Here is a 17,927-nt window from a genome sequence, read left to right as displayed (position 1 = left end):
GCTAAATGTTGGCGCCGTGATCGACAGTAATTTCAGTTCCGGTTAGGGCTTGCCCAGCTTCTTCAGCTAACCAACTGACCACATTGGCAACATCCATGGCAGAGTTAAATTTGGGAATGGCCATTAGCGCAAGTTGACCGCCGGCATGTTCACCGTTGGCCGGATTCATATCCGTGTCTGTTGATCCAGGGTGGACGATGTTCACATTGATACGTCGAGGGCCCAATTCCCGCGCCATGGCTTTTGTCAGCCCAACCAATGCAGCTTTGCTCATGGCATACAAGCTAAGCCCCGGACCAGGTACCCTGACCGCAAGATTGCTGCCGATATTGATGATCCTGCCACCATCCGGCATATGTTTTAGCACTGTCTGGCTGGCAATAAAGACCGCGCGAACATTCACGTTGAGGGTGTTATCCAGATCCTCTAAAGAGAAGGATTCCAAAGGCCTGGCATCAAAGATACCGGCGTTGTTGATAAGAATATCGATATTATTGCGGGATGCGCCTAGCTGCTGAATAGCGCCCTGCAATGCACGATGGTCAGTATTATCGGCTTTTATTGCCAAAGCTTTACCACCGGCGTGCTCTATTTCTGCTACCAGTGCGTTAGCCGCATGCTCAGAGTTGTGGTAAGAAAATGCCACAAATGCGCCCATTGCCGCCAGCTTTCTGACAATAGCTGCACCAATGCCGCGGCTACCACCCGTAATAAATACCGTTTTTCCAGTTAGATTTTTCATTATTTGCCTTTTATGTAGTGATCAATACATATTAAGATGTGTTTAGCGAGATGAGATGTCAAATGTTTTTTATAGTGATCGTTAAATAATGGGCGACGGTAAAAGAGGAAGGCCCCGGGCCTTTGATCGGGAAAAAGCGTTACAAAACGCAATGGAGCTATTCTGGCAGAAAGGCTTTGATAACACGTCGTTGTCAGAGTTGACGGCCTGTATGGGGCTGAATCCGCCAAGTTTATATGCCAGTTTTAAAAGCAAAGAGGGCCTGTTTAACGAGGCGTTGGCGCGCTATGAAGAAACGGAAGGTAAGGGAATTTGGGAGCACCTGGAAGAAGCGGCAACCGCCCGGGAGGCTGTGGAGCAGTTGTTACATGCGTCTGCCTTGAATTTCTCCCGGCAGGACAAACCCAAAGGGTGCATGATAGTCTTATCGGCACCGCAGATGTGTGGGAGCAGCAGCACTATCTGTGAAGAGCTGAGGCTAAAACGTAAGCGCTCCATGCAATTACTGCACAGCAGGCTGGAACGGGCTAAACGGGAAGGTGAACTGCCCGAACAGACAGATTGTGCAGGCCTTGCCAATCTTGTGCTGACTTTTCAGCATGGTATGTCTATTCAAGCCCGGGATGGAACCAGTCGCCAAACTTTGGTCAAGCTGGCGGAACAGTTTATCAGCGCCTGGGAATGTCTGATTCATATCCGCTAAAGGCAGGGCTTGAATATTTTGAGATTATTTTTTGAACAATTTTGCCGATAAAGTAAACTAAGTATTGTAAGTGTCGGGTTTGTATCCATACCCAAAGGATTATCGGCACTGTCATTGGCAAGGGAGGGAGTAGCTGATGAAAAGCCAGACTTTATATTTCGCTTACGGTTCTAATATGTCGCAAGCCAGAATTGCCGCCAGGATCCCGTGTGCATGCAAACTATTGGCGGCAGAACTAATGGGCTTTGTGTTACGTTTTGATAAACCCGGGCAGGATGGTTCAGGTAAAGGTAACGTGTGGCGCACTGGTGATCCGAGTGACAGTGTATGGGGGGTGGTATATCAAATGGATACTGCCGCTATACCGACTCTGGATAGTATCGAAGGTGACGGTTATATCAGACGCACCGTTGCTGTTTATCTGGATGATATCCGCCTTGAAGCGCAAACCTATATTGCCCAGCATACCCAAGCCAATTTGAAGCCTTTTACCTGGTATAAGAACCATGTTCTGACAGGTGCACGGGAAAGCCAATTGCCCTCCGAGCATATTGCCAATATTGCCAGGGTGCGAAGCGTGAAAGATCCTGTCACCAGTCGGCATATGCAGGAAATGGCAGTCTACAACATGGCACCGCAGTTAACCGCTACACATTAACTACATTCACCGGCTGTGAAGATAACAGCCAGTGTCTCTTGGTGTGAAAAAGCTGAAATTTTCACCGCATTAGCTTAGAATCGCGGCCTTTTTTCAACGCTGCGAAGTCCACTTATGCTGGAAAAACTCTTTAAGCTGTCTGCTCGCGGAACAGATGTCAGAACCGAGATGTTTGCCGGGCTGACTATCTTTCTGACCATGGCTTACATTATTTTTGTAAATCCTTCCATTCTTGCCGATGCAGGTATGGACAAAGGTGCGGTGTTTGTCGCTACTTGTCTGGCTGCTGCCATTGGTTGTCTGATTATGGGGTTGATGGCCAACTTCCCATTGGCATTAGCGCCTGGTATGGGGTTGAACGCCTTTTTTACATATGGTGTTGTGCAATCCATGGGGCACAGTTGGCAAACCGCGTTGGGGGCAGTGTTTTTATCAGGTATTTTGTTCTTTACCTTAAGTGCATTTAAGGTGCGGGAGTGGATTATTAATGCCATCCCACGCACTTTAAAACTGGGTATTGCCACAGGCATTGGTGCTTTTCTGGCCATGATTGCCCTGAAAAATGCCGGAATTATTGTTGCTCATCCCGCCACTTTGGTGACCCTTGGAGATCTAACCGCTTTTGTTCCGTTGATGAGCATTCTGGGATTTTTCCTTATAGCAGGCTTTACCGCCCGTAATATGCCCGGCGCGGTGTTGGTGGCTATTCTGATTATGACGGTCATCGGGCTAATGAGCGGCGATGTGCAATATCAGGGGATCGTCTCGGCCCCTCCTTCTCTGGCTCCGACTTTCCTGCAAATGGATATTCAGGCCGCATTGGAACTGTCCATGCTCAGCGTGGTGTTTGGCTTTCTGTTTGTGGATCTGTTTGACACCTCCGGCACTCTGATTGCGGTGACGCAAAAGGCCGGATTGGCGGATAAAGACGGTAATGTGCCGCAATTGGGCAGGGCATTGATGAGTGACAGTGCCGCGACTATTGCCGGTGCATCGTTAGGAACCTCCACTACCACAAGTTATGTGGAAAGTGCCTCGGGCGTGGCGGCAGGGGGGCGTACCGGTTTAACCGCAGTGGTGGTGGGCCTGCTGTTTCTGCTCAGCATCTTCTTTGCGCCTTTGGCCGGCATGATCCCTGTTTATGCCACCGCTGGCGCAATTTTCTATGTGGCAATACTGATGTTGTTTAACCTGCGTGAAATTGACTGGGACGACATCAGCGAAGCGGCGCCGGTGACGGTGGTTTTGCTGTTTACTCCGTTAACCTTTTCCATTGCCCATGGTATTACCCTGGCCTTTATTACTTATGCGTTTGCCAAAGCAGTTTGTGGGAAGTGGCGGGAGGTGAGTCTGAGTGTCTGGATCCTGACACTGCTGTTCGTATTGAAAATTGCTTTCTTTGATCATTAAAAAAGGGAGCAACCGCTCCCTTTGTTTTACTTCATCAGAATATCCAGGATATCCGCAAGTTCCTTCTTGCCTTCAATTATTTCTTGCGGGGTCAGACCGGATAGCTCATGCGGAAAGACCAGCCACTCATCGCTCTTGTTGACATAATAATCCGGCACAATGTCGACCTTGCTATTGGCGGGCTTATACCAAGGGCAGGCTACACGAATATCATGTGGTGTATTCAAGCGTGACAGCTTGCGGATCTGTAACAACAGGGCTTCGATACTGCGGCCAGAGTCGAACACGTCATCTACAATCAGCAGCTTGTCGTCGGCATTCGCGTTTTCAATCAGATAATGCAGGCCGTGAACTTTGATTTCCTTGGACTGCTTGCCAATGCCATAGTAAGACGACGTGCGCACAGCGATATGGTCGGTTTTAACGTGCTTGTAATCAAAAAATTCCTGAACGGCGATACCTATAGGTGCACCACCCCGCCAGATACCCACAATATAATCGGGCCTGAAGCCGTCTTCATAGACGATGGAGGCCAGACGAAACGCGTCCTGCAGCAGTTCCTGTGAGGTAATGAATTTCTTTTCCGACATACCGCTCACTCAGTTTGATTAAAAAGGGCGCGAATTATAGAGGAATCGACGGGAAATTACAGGCTTTTACCCTGAAACCAGCCAATTCTGCTGCGGATACTCAATACATATTGTCAGGGTATTAGCACGACTATCATTCACGGTATGAAGGTAAGTATACTGGGTACATAGAATTTTAGCGGGAAAATAGCATGCAGTTAATGAAAGCCAGTTGGATGGAAGTTGAAGATTACTTGCGAACCAGTAAGGCAGTATTGATTCCTATCGGTTCGGTGGAGCAACATGGCCCTAATGGTTTACTTGGCACTGACGCATTGTGCCCGGAACTGATAGCACATCGCGCCGCGCAGCAGGCCAAGATACTTGTCGGCCCCACCTTTAATGTTGGCTGTGCACAACATCATCTGGCCTTTGCTGGCAGCATAACACTACGTCCCAGCACTATGATTGCAGCGATACAGGATTGGACGGCGTCACTGCGCCGTCATGGCTTTGAACGGATTTACTGGCTGAATGGTCACGGTGGCAACATTGCAACCATTAGCGCCGCTTTTGCCGAAGTGTATGCTGATATGAGTTTTCAATCTCATGCACCCGCGCAAGACTTGCATATGAAGCTGCAAAATTGGTGGCAGTTGCCTGGCGTGGCAGAGCTTTGTAAAGAGCTTTATCCCGTTGGTGATGGTATGCATGCTACCGCCTCGGAAGTGGCGGTGACCTATGCAGGTTACCCGGAGGCGCAGAAACAGGTTGATATGTTTCCCAGAATTGCCCCGATGGGAGAAATTCGTCATGCCCATGCTTACCGTCAGACCTTTACTGATGGCAGGATTGGCTCAGATCCCAGTCAGGCTACAGTCGAAGGTGGTGAACGTATAATCCAACTGGCGGCCAAGTCTTTGCTGGCAGACTTTCAGACATTCAGTGCTTGAGTAAGGCAAGAGTCAGCCATTACTCAGCGCGACCTCCAGTCTGGCTTCAGGTAACAGGCTTCGCATGCTTTCCTGCAACCTGGCCAGATTGATCGGCTTGCTCAGGTAAAGGTCCATACCTGCACTCAAACAGGCCTCTTCATCGCCTTGCATGGCATTGGCGGTCATAGCGATAACCGGGATATTACTATAGTGTGAGCCTGCATCACCCTGCCTGATACGACGAGTCGCTTCATAACCATCCATAACGGGCATCTGGCAATCCATCAATACCAATTTGTAGTCAGGACTGGCTTTTAATTTTTCCAGTGCATGCTGACCATTCTCAGCAATGTCAGTGTTAATTCCCAGTCGCTCCAGCATGGACTTTGCCACTTGCTGGTTAATCTCGTTGTCCTCAACCAATAACACCTGAAGTTTGTCATTGTTAGCCGGCCGTTCGGTGATGATGGCAGGCTTATGTGAGCTGACGGTCCTGCCTTGCTGCCAGGCAATCAGTTCCCTGGCCAGTTCTGCCGAAGCAAAGGGCTTATGCATATTGGCTCTGCTTAGCTGATAAAGCAGGGTAGCCGGACCGGTATGTGGATGAAATGCCAGAATTGGAGGGGCCATCTTTTTCAGACTTTTAAGTTGCGACTCGTCAGCCTGTTCGGACAACACATCAGCATCCATCAATAACAATGCCCAGGGGTGCTTGTGGGTCATACCTTCCTGAAGTTGGGTATTCACTTCACTCAGGCTGGCAACTGATTGAACAATGGCGCCCCAGGCAGCTAATTGTCTGGTGTAGATTTGCCTGGATAGCTCGTGTCTGGCGGCAACCAGAATTTTTTGCTTTTTAAGATCGGGGTTGGCGATATCCTGTCCTTCTGATGCTTTGACTTTTATCTGTAAACTAAAGCAACTGCCCTTACCTTCTTCGCTTTGCAAACTGATCTCACCCTGCATCAATTCACAAAGCTGCCGACAAATGGCCAGGCCCAGTCCTGTACCGCCATAATGCCGGGTGGTGGAAGCATCAACCTGAGTAAATGGAGTGAATAGATCTGCCTGGCGCTGCACAGGAATGCCAATGCCAGTATCCTCAATATCGATCAGTAGCTGTACGGCTTTATCGCGAGCTTCTGTGCGACATCTCAGTAAGATATGGCCGCTATGGGTGAACTTAACCGCATTGCCAAGTAAATTGACCAGCACCTGACGGATTCTTCCCGGGTCACTAATAATCCAGGGGTGTTGTACCTCCTGGGCGTCTAAAAATAACTCCAGACCTTTACTTTGCGCCCGGTAGGCCATGGACTGTACGATATCCATCAGCAGTGGCTTGAGTTCAAATCGGGTGGATTCGATTTGTAACTGCCCGGCATCAATTTTGGAAAAATCCAGAATGTCATTGAGTAAGCCTAGCAGAGACTCTGCGCTGCTTTTGGCGATGTCGGTGCGATATCGCTGTTCCTGATTTAACTCATCTGCCAGCATCAGGTCGAGCATGCCTAGAATACCGTTCATCGGCGTGCGAATTTCATGGCTCATGACTGCCAGGAATTCACTTTTGGCCTGGGCTGCCTTTTCTGCGCTTTCTTTGGCACTTAGCAGCTCCTGCTCTGCCTGGCGGCGCAAGTCAGCAGCATGTATGGAACCCGCCAGGGTAGCCAGTGAACTGATAAAGGCCTCTTCTGCTTTTGTCCAGCGCCGCATCTCCCCCATATGCTCTGCACACAAAAGACCGACTATACCGCTACCGCCAGTAATCACCGTGTCCAGCATTGAACTGATATTGTGGGGTTTAAGATAAATTTCGGCGAATTCTGAGGTGCGAGGATCGTGCAGGGCGTCATTGGCGGCAATATGTGAATCCAGGTACATAGCGGCAAAATAGCGAGGGAAGTTCTCTCTTTTCAGCACTTCGCCCTGACTAAACATGCCAGTACTGCGTTGATATGACGCCAGACAATACAGACTACTTTTATCATCAGAAAACATCCATAAACTAGTTCGTTCTACCTGTAAGCCCAGGTTTAACTGCTCAACCAGTGTATGTTTGGCTACCATTAATTCACCCTGCAGAATGGCCGGATGTACGGTCAGGCGAGCCAGTATTTCGTTGTGTCTGGCAATGGTCTCGTCGGCTTGTTGAGCGCGTTTGCGTGAATTGATATCCTGGAATGAGCCATAGAGTCTGACACACTGGCCATTCTGCATTTCCGCCTGGCAGGTCACAGATACCCAGATTTCTCTGCCCTTGGCGGTAACGGCCAGGAGTTCCAGTTCCCAGGAAGAGCCGTTTTCCGCTGCTTCGGCGATGGCTTGTACAAAGCGTTTACGGTATTCGCCTTCTTTTATAAAGGTAGCTGTATCGCCCAGTGCTGGCTTAAAGTCCTGCTCCACCTCCAGAATGTTTTTAGTCATCTGTGACCAGAACACCAAAGAGTGGCTTAGATCCTGTTCCCAGGCGCCAATACGGCCTTGTCTGCTCATGGCTTCAAGCATTTCCCGCTGTCTTGCCAACTGTTGCTCATGCATTCTTTCTTGTGTCACATCGGTAGCTGAAGCATACAGCTTGCCCGAGTGTACATCCGGTGTGGTGTTCCAGCGCAGGTAAACGAAGCGGCCATCTTTACATTTATATCTGTTGGTAAAGGAAATTGTCGGCACGCCCTGGTTCAGTTTTCTTATTTCCTCCAGGGTGATCTGGATATCCTCCGGGTGGACAAACTCCAGAAAAGGGGTAGTCAGAAGTTCGGCTTCGCTGTAGCCAAGAATGTTTTCAAACGCACGGTTTATGCGCTCAAAGTAGCCATTGGTGTTGGCAATACATAACAGATTACGTGACAGGTCAAAAAAGTTTTGCAACTCCCGTTGAGATTTCTCCAGCTCCATGCTGGCCAGCTTTTGCGCTGTGATGTCCAGATGGGTACCGACCATACGCACAGGTTTACCTTCGTCGCTCCACTCCACCACCTTGCCGGTGTCCAGCACCCAAATCCAGTTGCCATCCTTATGTAACATGCGGGTTTCACAGATATAGTGGCTGGCTTGCCCCTGCCAATGACGGTCAAGCTGAGCATCGGAGATTGTCAGATCATCCGGATGAACCAACGACAACCAGGTATTGATCGTCAGAGGTTGCAGCTCCTCAATGCGATAGCCGACCATGGCTGCCCAACGTTCATTAAAGTGGGTTTTGCCACTGGCAATGTGCCAGTCCCATATGCCTACAGCGGTACTTTCCAGCACCAGCTCCAATTGTTCCCGCTGTTGTTTGAGCAAAGTCTCGGTCTGTTTCTGTTCAGAGATATCTTCAATGATGCACCAAATTAACTCCTGCCCCTGGCTATCTGTGATCAACATGCCATTTAACAGGACCGGAAAACGGCTACCGTCTTTGCGAATGTACTCTTTTTCATATGGGCCGAACTGACCGAGTTCTCTAAGTTGGCGAAGTTGTTCCTGCTCCTGCTGAAGATAACTCTTGGGAGTAATCTGCCAATAATTCAGTTGCAGAAATTCGTCTTTCTGATAGCCAGTAGCGTCCAGCAGGGCCTGGTTGGCGTCCAGAAAACGCCCACTTTCAAAGTCGTTCAGTCCGATGCCAATGGGGGATAAATGAAACAGGCCTTTCAGGCGTTTTTCCTGATCGCGGCGTTTGGCCGCCAGTTTTAGCTGGGTGTATAAAGAGAGGAACAGGATCAGCGCGACCGAGACCAGAATAACGCGAAAAACCACGGCATTTTCGGCCTTGTTCGGCCACCCGCTGGCTGGAATTGCTGCAATCTGCCATTGGTTTTGCGGCAAGGTCACCTGCATCTGGACCGGATTGCTTGCCAGTACTTGCTGTTCGCCAAAGAAAATCTGTGGCTTGTTGCTACCCTCTTCGTTTTTGCTGATGGTGATACTGAGTTTAAGAGGTTCATTCAACAGGCCGCTGAGACGATATACCTGCTCTATATCTATTACCGCTGACACCAGTCCCCAAAATTTGTCAGTGTCATTCTCTGAGCGGGTACGTACGGGAATACGACTAATAAATGCCTGCCCACCCTGCACTAAATCAACCGGGCCTGCCAGTACCATATGCCCGCTCAGCATGGCCTGACGGGCGCTATCCATTTGATCCGGATGGGCCAGATAGTCAAGGCCAATGGCTTGCTCATTGCCTTTTATTGGGTAAATCATACGCAGCACCATATCTGGTGCAGCACCTATATTGCGAAGCTGGCTTTGCTCTCCCACCAGATGCCGGGCAATTTGTTCAAAGCGGGACTGGCTAATATCGGGTTCGGTTTGAATAACTGCCACCAGCCCTTGCACCACCTGAATATTACTGACGATCGCGCCTTCCAGTCTGGCGCGTATAATGCCAAGCTCGTCGGTCACTTCCCGCCTGCTGTTTTCCAGATAGCGTTGATTATTCAGGTGATCGGCATACAGGCCAAGGCTGATGAGTACGATCAGAATACTATATAAAAGCAGGTTACTGGGATGCGTCAGGCGGCGAAGTGTGGCGAAAGCCCTACTTTTTAATGGTGTAGTCAAATTGGCATATCCCTGTCTAGACCCTTCTATCGGGGTGATATCTCTTGTGTATCAATCTCCAAGAATAGTCGCAAGGGGAATTTATTCCGCGACGAGCTCAACAAAAAATTACCTTTTATGATTGAAAGCGCACTAAATGCGCCAATATCTGAGCTATCGAATTGTCGAGAGAGCGTTTATGTCAGCCTCTGTTCAACTGGTCTGCCCGTCCTGTGAAGCGATTAATCGCATACCGGCAGACCGGTTAAGCCATGCACCTGTGTGTGGAAAATGTCGTGCTGCCTTGATTGTGGCATCGCCAATCCAGGCTAATGATCACAGTCTGCAGCGTCATATCAGCCGTAGCGATTTACCTGTGCTGGTGGATTTCTGGGCACCATGGTGTGGGCCTTGTGTGGGTTTCGCCCCAATATTCAGTGACCTTGCCAACCAAATGCAGCAGCAGGTCCGGTTTATTAAACTGGACACCCAGGAAAACCCCCAAAGTGGCGGGCAGTTTGGTATACGTTCTATTCCAACCCTGATACTTTTTCACCATGGTAAGGAAATTACGCGACTATCTGGTGCCTTACCTAAACAACAGTTCCACCAGTGGCTGCAACAACAACTGCAGTCGCTGACTTAAACCACACAATCTGGAGTCTTTATGTCTCTGTCTATGTTCAATGCATCCATTCCTCTGCTTATGCAGGGGCTAAATAACTTATTGGTGATCCTTGGTAAAGCTGAGACGTTTGCCGAACAGAAGAAGGTTGCCTCTGACGTGATGGCCGCCAGTCGACTGGCTATAGATATGGTGCCTTTAACCAGGCAGGTACAAATTGCCTGTGATACGGCCAAAGGCTGCGGCGCCAGGTTATCAGGTCAGGACAACCCCAGTTTTGCTGACGATGAAACCAACCTGCAGGAATTGCAGGCCAGAGTGCGCAAAACCCTGGCGTTTCTTGAACAACTTCATGCCGAGCAGTTTGAAGGTAGTGAAGACAAGGCCATTGTGCTGAATTTCCCCAGCATCACCCTGAATTTCAACGGCCAGGATTACCTGACCCAATTTGTGCTACCCAACTTTTATTTTCATCTGACCACGGCGTACGGCATCCTGCGCCATATTGGTGTGGATTTGGGTAAACGTGATTACCTGGGTAAGGTTGGCGGGGTCTGAGCTTCAACAAAAAAGGCGCCTGTTGCCAGGCGCCAAAGGGTTGAGGAATCGGAGAATGAAGCTAACTAGTGATTAATGAGTCGCAGCGGTTTGCATATCGTCTACGCTCAGGCGCAGACTTACCCGGCGATCAAAGGCATCGCCATCCAGGCTGGGAGTGCTGTCCAGTGGATTGGCTTCTCCCAGGGCCTGGCTGCTGATTCGGGATGCCGGTACGCCTTGGCGGACCAGTAATTGCTTCACCGACTCTACCCGCTCAGCTGAGAGTTGTTTGTTGCGCTGTTCGTCACCCCGGCGGTCAGCAAAACCTGCCAGCTCAACTTTCATGGATTTATTGCGTTTCACCGCATCGGCGAGTTCAGTCAGCTGTTGGCTGTAGATGGATTCCAGCGTGCTGGAGCCCGTGCGAAATTGTACATGCATGGTTAGATTGCTATCTTTACCGGCTTGCTCCTGTTCGCCAAGCGAGGCAAGTTGCATGCGACTTTTCTCCTCGCTGCTTTGCAGGCGGGTCAGAAGCTGCTGATTGGATGCCAGCAGTTGATTGATTTCTGCTTCATTTTGCGCCAGGGCCGTTTCCATTGACTTCATTTCCTTGTCAGCTGCCACCGAGTGGCCGACAAAGATACCTGAGACTCCACCTATGATGGCGCCCAGTGGACCACCAGCAATAGCGCCCACCAGCAGGCCGGAACCGAAACCGATGTTTTCCGCTTTCTTTATCTCCTGGTTGGCCAGGGCTGGGGTGGATAGAACCATCATCATGCTTGAAACCAATACTAACTTTTTCATCAATGCTCTCCTTACAAGGGAATATGTGTGTTGCGACAATTTCATTAAAACGCTGTTGGCTGGCACAAAAGGGGAGCAATAAAGGCAATACGCCGATGAATTGTGGCAAAAACATGGCATTTGCCCGGGGCGGCTAGTTTATGGTGTGGTTTAAGGTATAGTCCGCCTCATGCAAGAGGATTGTTGTTATGAGTAGAAGAATTGCCATTGTTGAAGATGAAGCCGCCATTCGTGAGAATTATGCAGCGGTCCTCAGACGTCAGGGCTATCAGGTTGCGACCTATGCCAATCGCCGCGAGGCGATGAGTGGCTTTGAACAACGTCTGCCTGACTTAGCCATCATAGATATAGGGTTACAGGATGAAATCGACGGCGGCTTTCTGCTCTGTCAGTCACTGCGTGGCATGTCGCCAACTTTGCCGATCATCTTCCTGACTGCCAGGGATTCGGATTTGGATACCGTGTCGGGATTACGCATGGGAGCGGACGACTATCTGACCAAAGATATCAGCATGCCACATATGACAGCCCGCATTTCAGCACTGTTTCGACGTATGGAAGCGTTCAGTCAACCCGACGACAAGCAGCAGCAGGTGCAGTGTGGCAGTCTGAGTCTGGATCTGAACCGTATGCAGGCGCGTTGGAAAGAGCTGGCGGTGGATTTAACTGTGACTGAATTTTGGATGGTGCATGCCCTGGCACGTTTTGCCGGCCATGTGAAAAGTCGTCAGCACCTGATGCAGGACGCCCGCGTGGTGGTGGACGACAGCACTATTACCTCCCATATCAAACGCATCCGTAAAAAGTTTGTACAACTGGACGAAGCCTTTGACTGTATTGATACCGTTTATGGTATGGGTTACCGCTGGACGAGTGACAGGGACTGATGTTTGGCACTACGTAAGTTTCATCTTTTCGGCCTGCGCTTTAAGCTGTTACTGTTGTCAGGCTTTTTGTTCAGTATTCCCTGGCTTGGCTATGAATATGTGTGGGAAATGGAAAAGTATCTGCGTGCCGGCCAGGAAAGAACGTTGCTGGGTACAGTACGAGCGGTGGCAACGGCGCTGCATGAAAGGCCAAAGCTGTTTGATGCCCAGGCCAGTTACCTGAGTGTTGAGAAAGGCCGGGATCTCTATGCCTATCCAATAGTCGACCCTATCCGGTTGGATGGTGATTTGTCAGACTGGCGTCAGCAGCAGCATGCTTTGCACTATGGGCAGGATCACCTGATTAGCCAGCGCGATGGCAACACTCCGGTCAGCCTGAGCTTTAATCATCTTATTGGTAAGTATCGTCAGCACCTGTATGCCTATTTTGAAGTGTCAGACGATCATGTGGTGTATCGGTCAGCCAATAGTCTGAGCGTGGACAACAATGATTATTTACAAATCGCCTTTACCACGCCTGCGGGGGATTTTCGCCGTTATCTGATCGCCACAGCTAAACCCGGCTGGCTGACCCCATATGAAATGAATGTTCAGGACAGCTTGAGCAACCAGCCGTTGAGGCCGGAGAACCGCATTCAGGGCGCCTGGCGGGAAACGCCTCAGGGTTACAATATTGAATTACGTATTCCCCTTGAACTGCTTGGCAGTAAACTGAGTTTTGCTGTTACCGATGTAGACAGTCCGGGCGGGCAGGCCCTGGCGACGATTGGCACCTCAAATGTATGGGAAGAAGACAAACTCGGTACAGTATTGGTTCCTTCACCGGAAATAGAGCTGATTTTAAAAGGCCTGGGGCATACCAACTCGCGGATTTGGGTAGTAGATCAACATCAGCGGGTACTGGCGAAATCCGGAGATATCAAGAATTCAGACGGTATCTGGAGTCGCCCCGCGACAACGACAAACGAAAACTGGTGGGAGCAAGTTGCCAGACGCTGGTTGCATCCACTGTACTATAAATTTCTGACCCGGCCCCCCAGTGATTTTATTGATGAGTTATATGATGTTGCCAATTTACAGGGCAGCCATATTGAACAGGCGTTGCGCGGGCAGGCAGGCTCCAGTTGGCGGCTGACACCGGATAATAAAGCCGTGGTGTTGGCGGCGGCTTATCCTATTTATATTGACGACAAAGTCATGGGGGCGGTAATCGCCGAAGAAACCACCAACGGCATTCGCAGTTTGCGCAATCTGGCGTTGGAAAAGCTCTTTACCTTGATGTTGGCGGTGATGCTGCTCGGTACTTTAGCGCTGTTTTTGTTGGCGTCGCGTATTTCCAGCCGGATCCGGCGGTTACGCGATCAGGCTGATGCCGCTATAGATGAACAGGGCCGAATCCGCAGTCAATTGAAGGCATCCAAGGTACAGGATGAAATTGGTGACTTGTCCCGCACCGTATCCGATATGGTGCAACGTTTGGGTCAGTATCACCATTATCTGGAAAGCATGTCATCCAGGCTTTCACATGAACTTCGGACCCCTGTAGCAGTGGTGCGCTCTTCCCTTGAAACCCTGCAGATGGAAGAAGAGAAACTGACAGATTCTGTTTATATGCAGCGTGCTCAGGAAGGTTTGAATCGCTTGTCCGCCATCCTAACCAATATGAGTGAAGCAACCCGGCTGGAACAAAGCCTGCAAAGCGCTGACAGACAGGAATACCAGCTCGATCAGGTGCTGGAAGGTTGTGTTCAGGGTTATCAGCTTGCTTACCCTGATACTGCATTGGTGCTTAAATTAGAAGACCGTCAGCTTAAGGTTAACGGTGCCCCCGAGTTGTTTGCGCAATTGCTGGATAAACTGGTGGCCAACGCGGTGGAATTTGCCACCCAGGGGACGCCAGTGGAGGTGGTGCTGAAACGCCACGGTCGCAAAGCCGTGCTGGAAATCAGTAACCAGGGGCCGCTGCTACCAGCGCAAATGCAAGGTCGACTGTTTGATTCCATGGTCTCGGTACGACCGCCCAATCAGGCAGGTAAGCTGCCCCACCTTGGTCTGGGCCTGCACATTGCCAGGTTAATCAGTGATTTCCATAATGGTCAGATTAACTTGCACAATTTAGCAGATAACACGGGGGTGATTGTCAGGCTGACCTTGCCCCTGGTGTAATGCACCAAGGAGGTGCATAAACGGCAGTATACCCAGATCCCGGGATAAACGCGCTAGCGCCCGTCAAGCCTGAGCCACAGCGGCATAACAGGTTTTTGCCTGTCAAGTCACAAATGGCAAAAAAACTGACATTTTGTTTAATTTCTAGCCTTTTCATCATGGCAAAAAAACCGTAAACTTAGCGCCCTTTTGAACGGGGTGGATGTTTTTTGCACAGTGGTGTTATGCAGATTGGTCCTTACAAACTAGACAATAATCTGATCCTGGCACCGATGGCGGGGGTAACAGACCGCCCATTTCGGCAATTATGCAAACGCATGGGCGCCGGACTGGTGGTGTCAGAAATGCTGTTGTCCAACCCTGACGTGTGGAAATCCGACAAGTCCAAACATCGAATGGACCATGAAGGAGAAACTGGCATCAGATCGGTACAAATTGCCGGTGCTGATCCAGCGTTGATGGCGATGGCCGCTATCCATAACGTCGAAAGTGGCGCCCAGATAATTGATATCAATATGGGCTGCCCGGCAAAAAAGGTAAACAAGAAAATGGCGGGCTCTGCCCTGTTGCAATATCCCGAACTGGTTCGCGATATTGTTCGTGCAGTGGTGAGTGCGGTGGATGTGCCGGTGACCCTGAAAATCCGTACAGGATGGGACAGGGACAATAAAAACGGTGTGGACATCGCCAGAATTGCTGAAGGTGAAGGTATTCAATCCCTCGCTGTACATGGCCGCACAAGGGCTTGTATGTACAAAGGGGAAGCCGAATACGACACCATTCGAGCCATCAAGCAGGCGGTGAACATTCCCGTTGTCGCTAACGGGGATATTACCAGCCCGCAGAAAGCCAGCCAGGTGCTGGCCATGACGGGGGCTGACGCTGTCATGATTGGACGTGGAGCCCAGGGACGCCCCTGGATATTCCGTGAAATCGCGCATTATCTGGAAACAGGTGAGGTTTTGCCTTCACCTGCATTAGCTGAAATCAGGCAGGTGATGCTCGAGCATGTCAGCAATGTACACCAGTTTTATGGTGAGTTTTCAGGCGCACGTATCGCCCGCAAGCATGTGGGTTGGTATTTGGCGGAACATGACCAGGATCGTCAGTTTCGTAGTCGATTCAATGCCATTGAGGATGCCGGTGAGCAAATCAGGGCCTTGGATCAGTATTTTGAACAGTTGATGGAACCGAAGCATGGCTTCGCTTCTGTCGCCGAGTATCATTAACCTAAGAGCAAAGATAGTATTATGTTCGATCAAAACGTAACTTCTCCTTTTACCACAACGGTAACGACTCCTTCTCAAACTCAGGCTCAGAAGCCACTGCGTGACTCCGTCAAGCAAGCCGTCAACAAATACTTGAAACAGCTGGACAACACTAATATCGAGAACCTGTATGAGCTGGTTCTGGCTGAAGTTGAAGCGCCGCTCCTGGAAGAAATCATGACCTTCACCCGCGGCAACCAAACCCGCGCCGCCATTATGATGGGAATCAACCGTGGCACACTGCGTAAGAAACTGAAGCAGTACGGTATGAACTAAGGCCAATTGGCCACCGATGAAAAGAGCACCTGATGGTGCTCTTTTCATTATTCCGGTCGGCAATTGCAGTGCAATTGGTATTACACTGTGCCAGGCCAATCTCATGTTCTTCTATTTTCATGCCAAGAGGACTTCTTGATGGAAAATGCAAAACCCATCCGCCGCGCCCTGCTGAGCGTATCAGACAAAACCGGTATCTTAGAATTTGCTCAGGCTCTGGCAGCCATGGACATCGAACTGTTGTCCACCGGCGGCACAGCCAAATTACTGGCCGACAATGGTCTGAAGGTCACTGAAGTATCAGATTACACTGGTCATCCGGAAATCATGGATGGCAGAGTGAAAACGCTGCACCCTAAAGTGCATGGCGGTATTCTCGGACGCCGTGGTCAGGATGAAGCGGTGATGGAACAACATGATATCCAAGCCATTGATATGGTGGTAGTGAATCTTTACCCGTTCGCTAAAACAGTGGAAAACGATGATTGCACATTGGAAGATGCCATTGAGAACATCGATATTGGTGGGCCGACCATGGTGCGGGCGGCGGCCAAAAACCACAATGATGTGGCCATTGTGGTGAATGCCCAGGACTATGCCAGGGTGCTGGAAGAAATGCAGAACAACAACACCAGCCTGACCTACGCCACCCGCTTTGATCTGGCTATCGCTGCTTTTGAACACACCGCCCAGTACGATGGCATGATCGCCAACTATTTCGGTGCCATGGTGCCTTCTCATGGTGAACCTTCCAGTGAAGGTTCGCAGTTCCCCCGTACGCTGAATCTGCAATTTATTAAACAGCAGGATCTACGCTATGGCGAAAACAGTCATCAATCTGCTGCATTTTATGTGGAAGCCGACGTGCAGGAAGCGTCCGTGGCTACTGCCCGTCAATTGCAGGGTAAAGAGCTGTCTTACAACAACATCGCCGATACCGATGCGGCACTGGAATGTGTGAAAGAATTCGATGAGCCAGCCTGCGTGATCGTTAAACACGCCAATCCTTGTGGTGTGGCGCTGGGCAGCGATATTCTTGAGGCTTACAATCGCGCCTACCAAACCGACCCCACATCTGCATTTGGCGGCATCATTGCATTTAACCGCGAATTGGATGGTAAAACCGCTCAGGCTATTATCGAACGTCAGTTTGTGGAAGTGATCATTGCTCCCAGTGTGTCTGCCGATGCCGTGGAAATCGTCAGTGCTAAACAAAATGTGCGCCTGCTGGAATGTGGTGACTGGCGTGGGCAGTTAACCGAAGAGTTTGACCTGAAACGGGTGAATGGCGGCCTGCTGGTGCAGGACCGAGACTTTGGTATGGTGGAAATGGACGATCTGAAAGTGGTTTCTAAGCGCCAGCCCAGTGAGCAGGAACTGAAAGATCTGCTGTTTGCCTGGAAGGTGGCCAAGTACGTTAAGTCTAATGCCATTGTGTATACCAAAGACGGTATGACCATAGGGGTGGGCGCTGGCCAGATGAGCCGGGTTTACTCTGCCAAGATTGCCGGTATCAAAGCGGCAGATGAGAACCTTCAGGTAGCCGGTTCTGTGATGGCGTCGGATGCCTTCTTCCCATTCCGTGACGGTATAGATGCTGCGGCAGCAGCAGGAATCAAAGCTGTGATTCAGCCTGGTGGCTCGATGCGTGATGAAGAAGTGATTGCCGCAGCCGACGAGCATGGTATGACCATGGTCTTCACTGGTATGCGTCATTTCCGCCATTAATCTGTAAGTCGGCCTGCGGGTCGACTTTCTGTTTGCTGAAGCCGGGGTATACTCGGGCTTAAAACAAGGACAATGGG

Annotated in this window: 15 protein-coding genes; 11 read left to right on the top strand and 4 right to left on the bottom strand. The window is 50.2% G+C overall.

The annotated features are described in order from the left end of the window. Nucleotide 1 precedes the first annotated feature (1 nt). Nucleotides 2-742 carry an SDR family NAD(P)-dependent oxidoreductase gene (locus tag CSR04_RS01445; RefSeq protein WP_102794448.1) on the bottom strand — a complete coding sequence of 247 codons (741 nt, stop codon included), beginning with the start codon at nt 740-742 and terminating at the stop codon, nt 2-4. Nucleotides 743-893: 151 nt separating this feature from the next. On the opposite strand from CSR04_RS01445, the gene CSR04_RS01440 reads away from it, so the two are divergent. The 3 genes from CSR04_RS01440 to CSR04_RS01430 all read left to right on the top strand — a co-directional run bounded on the left by CSR04_RS01440 (nt 894) and on the right by CSR04_RS01430 (nt 3,513). Next, nucleotides 894-1,445, top strand: a complete 552-nt coding sequence (locus CSR04_RS01440) for a TetR/AcrR family transcriptional regulator (protein WP_216362489.1) — start codon at nt 894-896, stop codon at nt 1,443-1,445. Between the two features lie 136 nt (nt 1,446-1,581). Next, on the top strand, nt 1,582-2,103 hold the full coding sequence (locus CSR04_RS01435) for a gamma-glutamylcyclotransferase family protein (RefSeq protein WP_102794446.1): 522 nt from the start codon (nt 1,582-1,584) through the stop codon (nt 2,101-2,103). A 114-nt stretch (nt 2,104-2,217) separates the two neighbouring features. Further along, nucleotides 2,218-3,513 carry an NCS2 family permease gene (locus tag CSR04_RS01430; protein ID WP_102794445.1) on the top strand — a complete coding sequence of 432 codons (1,296 nt, stop codon included), beginning with the start codon at nt 2,218-2,220 and terminating at the stop codon, nt 3,511-3,513. A gap of 26 nt (nt 3,514-3,539) precedes the next feature. On the opposite strand, the gene CSR04_RS01425 is transcribed toward CSR04_RS01430, so the two are convergent. After that, nucleotides 3,540-4,103, bottom strand: coding sequence for a phosphoribosyltransferase (locus CSR04_RS01425; protein ID WP_102794444.1), 564 nt, complete (start codon nt 4,101-4,103; stop codon nt 3,540-3,542). A 191-nt stretch (nt 4,104-4,294) separates the two neighbouring features. Here CSR04_RS01425 and CSR04_RS01420 point away from each other — a divergent pair, with 191 nt between their 5' ends. Beyond that, a complete protein-coding gene (locus tag CSR04_RS01420) occupies nt 4,295-5,035 on the top strand; it encodes a creatininase family protein (RefSeq protein ID WP_102794443.1) in 741 nt (246 codons plus the stop codon). Nucleotides 5,036-5,047: 12 nt separating this feature from the next. Here the strand turns inward: CSR04_RS01420 and CSR04_RS01415 are convergent, their stop codons facing one another. Next, complete coding sequence (locus CSR04_RS01415; protein ID WP_102794442.1) at nt 5,048-9,571, bottom strand: PAS domain S-box protein; 4,524 nt, start codon at nt 9,569-9,571, stop codon at nt 5,048-5,050. A 178-nt stretch (nt 9,572-9,749) separates the two neighbouring features. Between CSR04_RS01415 and trxC the strand changes: the two genes are divergently transcribed. After that, complete coding sequence (gene trxC, locus CSR04_RS01410) at nt 9,750-10,196, top strand: thioredoxin TrxC (RefSeq protein ID WP_102794848.1); 447 nt, start codon at nt 9,750-9,752, stop codon at nt 10,194-10,196. A gap of 21 nt (nt 10,197-10,217) precedes the next feature. Continuing rightward, nucleotides 10,218-10,733, top strand: coding sequence for a DUF1993 domain-containing protein (locus tag CSR04_RS01405; protein WP_102794441.1), 516 nt, complete (start codon nt 10,218-10,220; stop codon nt 10,731-10,733). A gap of 72 nt (nt 10,734-10,805) precedes the next feature. Here CSR04_RS01405 and pdsO read toward each other — a convergent pair whose 3' ends face one another. Next, nucleotides 10,806-11,525 (bottom strand): sortase-associated OmpA-like protein PdsO, encoded by a 720-nt coding sequence (pdsO, locus tag CSR04_RS01400; protein WP_172449199.1) that lies wholly within the window; start codon nt 11,523-11,525, stop codon nt 10,806-10,808. Between the two features lie 188 nt (nt 11,526-11,713). Here pdsO and pdsR point away from each other — a divergent pair, with 188 nt between their 5' ends. The 5 genes from pdsR (at nt 11,714) to purH (ending at nt 17,850) form a co-directional block, all read left to right on the top strand. Continuing rightward, the gene (gene pdsR, locus CSR04_RS01395; protein WP_102794439.1) at nt 11,714-12,412 is read left to right on the top strand and encodes a proteobacterial dedicated sortase system response regulator; all 699 of its coding nucleotides are present in this window, start codon (nt 11,714-11,716) and stop codon (nt 12,410-12,412) included. 3 nt (nt 12,413-12,415) lie between these two features. Next, entirely contained in the window at nt 12,416-14,578 is a 2,163-nt protein-coding gene (gene pdsS, locus CSR04_RS01390) for a proteobacterial dedicated sortase system histidine kinase (RefSeq protein ID WP_102794438.1), read from the top strand. A 224-nt stretch (nt 14,579-14,802) separates the two neighbouring features. Beyond that, nucleotides 14,803-15,807 (top strand): tRNA dihydrouridine synthase DusB, encoded by a 1,005-nt coding sequence (gene dusB / locus CSR04_RS01385; RefSeq protein ID WP_102794437.1) that lies wholly within the window; start codon nt 14,803-14,805, stop codon nt 15,805-15,807. A gap of 21 nt (nt 15,808-15,828) precedes the next feature. Then, complete coding sequence (gene fis / locus CSR04_RS01380) at nt 15,829-16,122, top strand: DNA-binding transcriptional regulator Fis (protein WP_102794436.1); 294 nt, start codon at nt 15,829-15,831, stop codon at nt 16,120-16,122. Nucleotides 16,123-16,260: 138 nt separating this feature from the next. After that, the gene (gene purH, locus CSR04_RS01375; protein WP_102794435.1) at nt 16,261-17,850 is read left to right on the top strand and encodes a bifunctional phosphoribosylaminoimidazolecarboxamide formyltransferase/IMP cyclohydrolase; all 1,590 of its coding nucleotides are present in this window, start codon (nt 16,261-16,263) and stop codon (nt 17,848-17,850) included. Nucleotides 17,851-17,927 lie beyond the last annotated feature (77 nt).

The organism is Bowmanella denitrificans (genome assembly GCF_002887595.1).
Classification (GTDB): Bacteria; Pseudomonadota; Gammaproteobacteria; order Enterobacterales; family Alteromonadaceae; genus Bowmanella; species Bowmanella denitrificans.
This window is presented reverse-complemented; position numbering and strand designations above follow the sequence as displayed.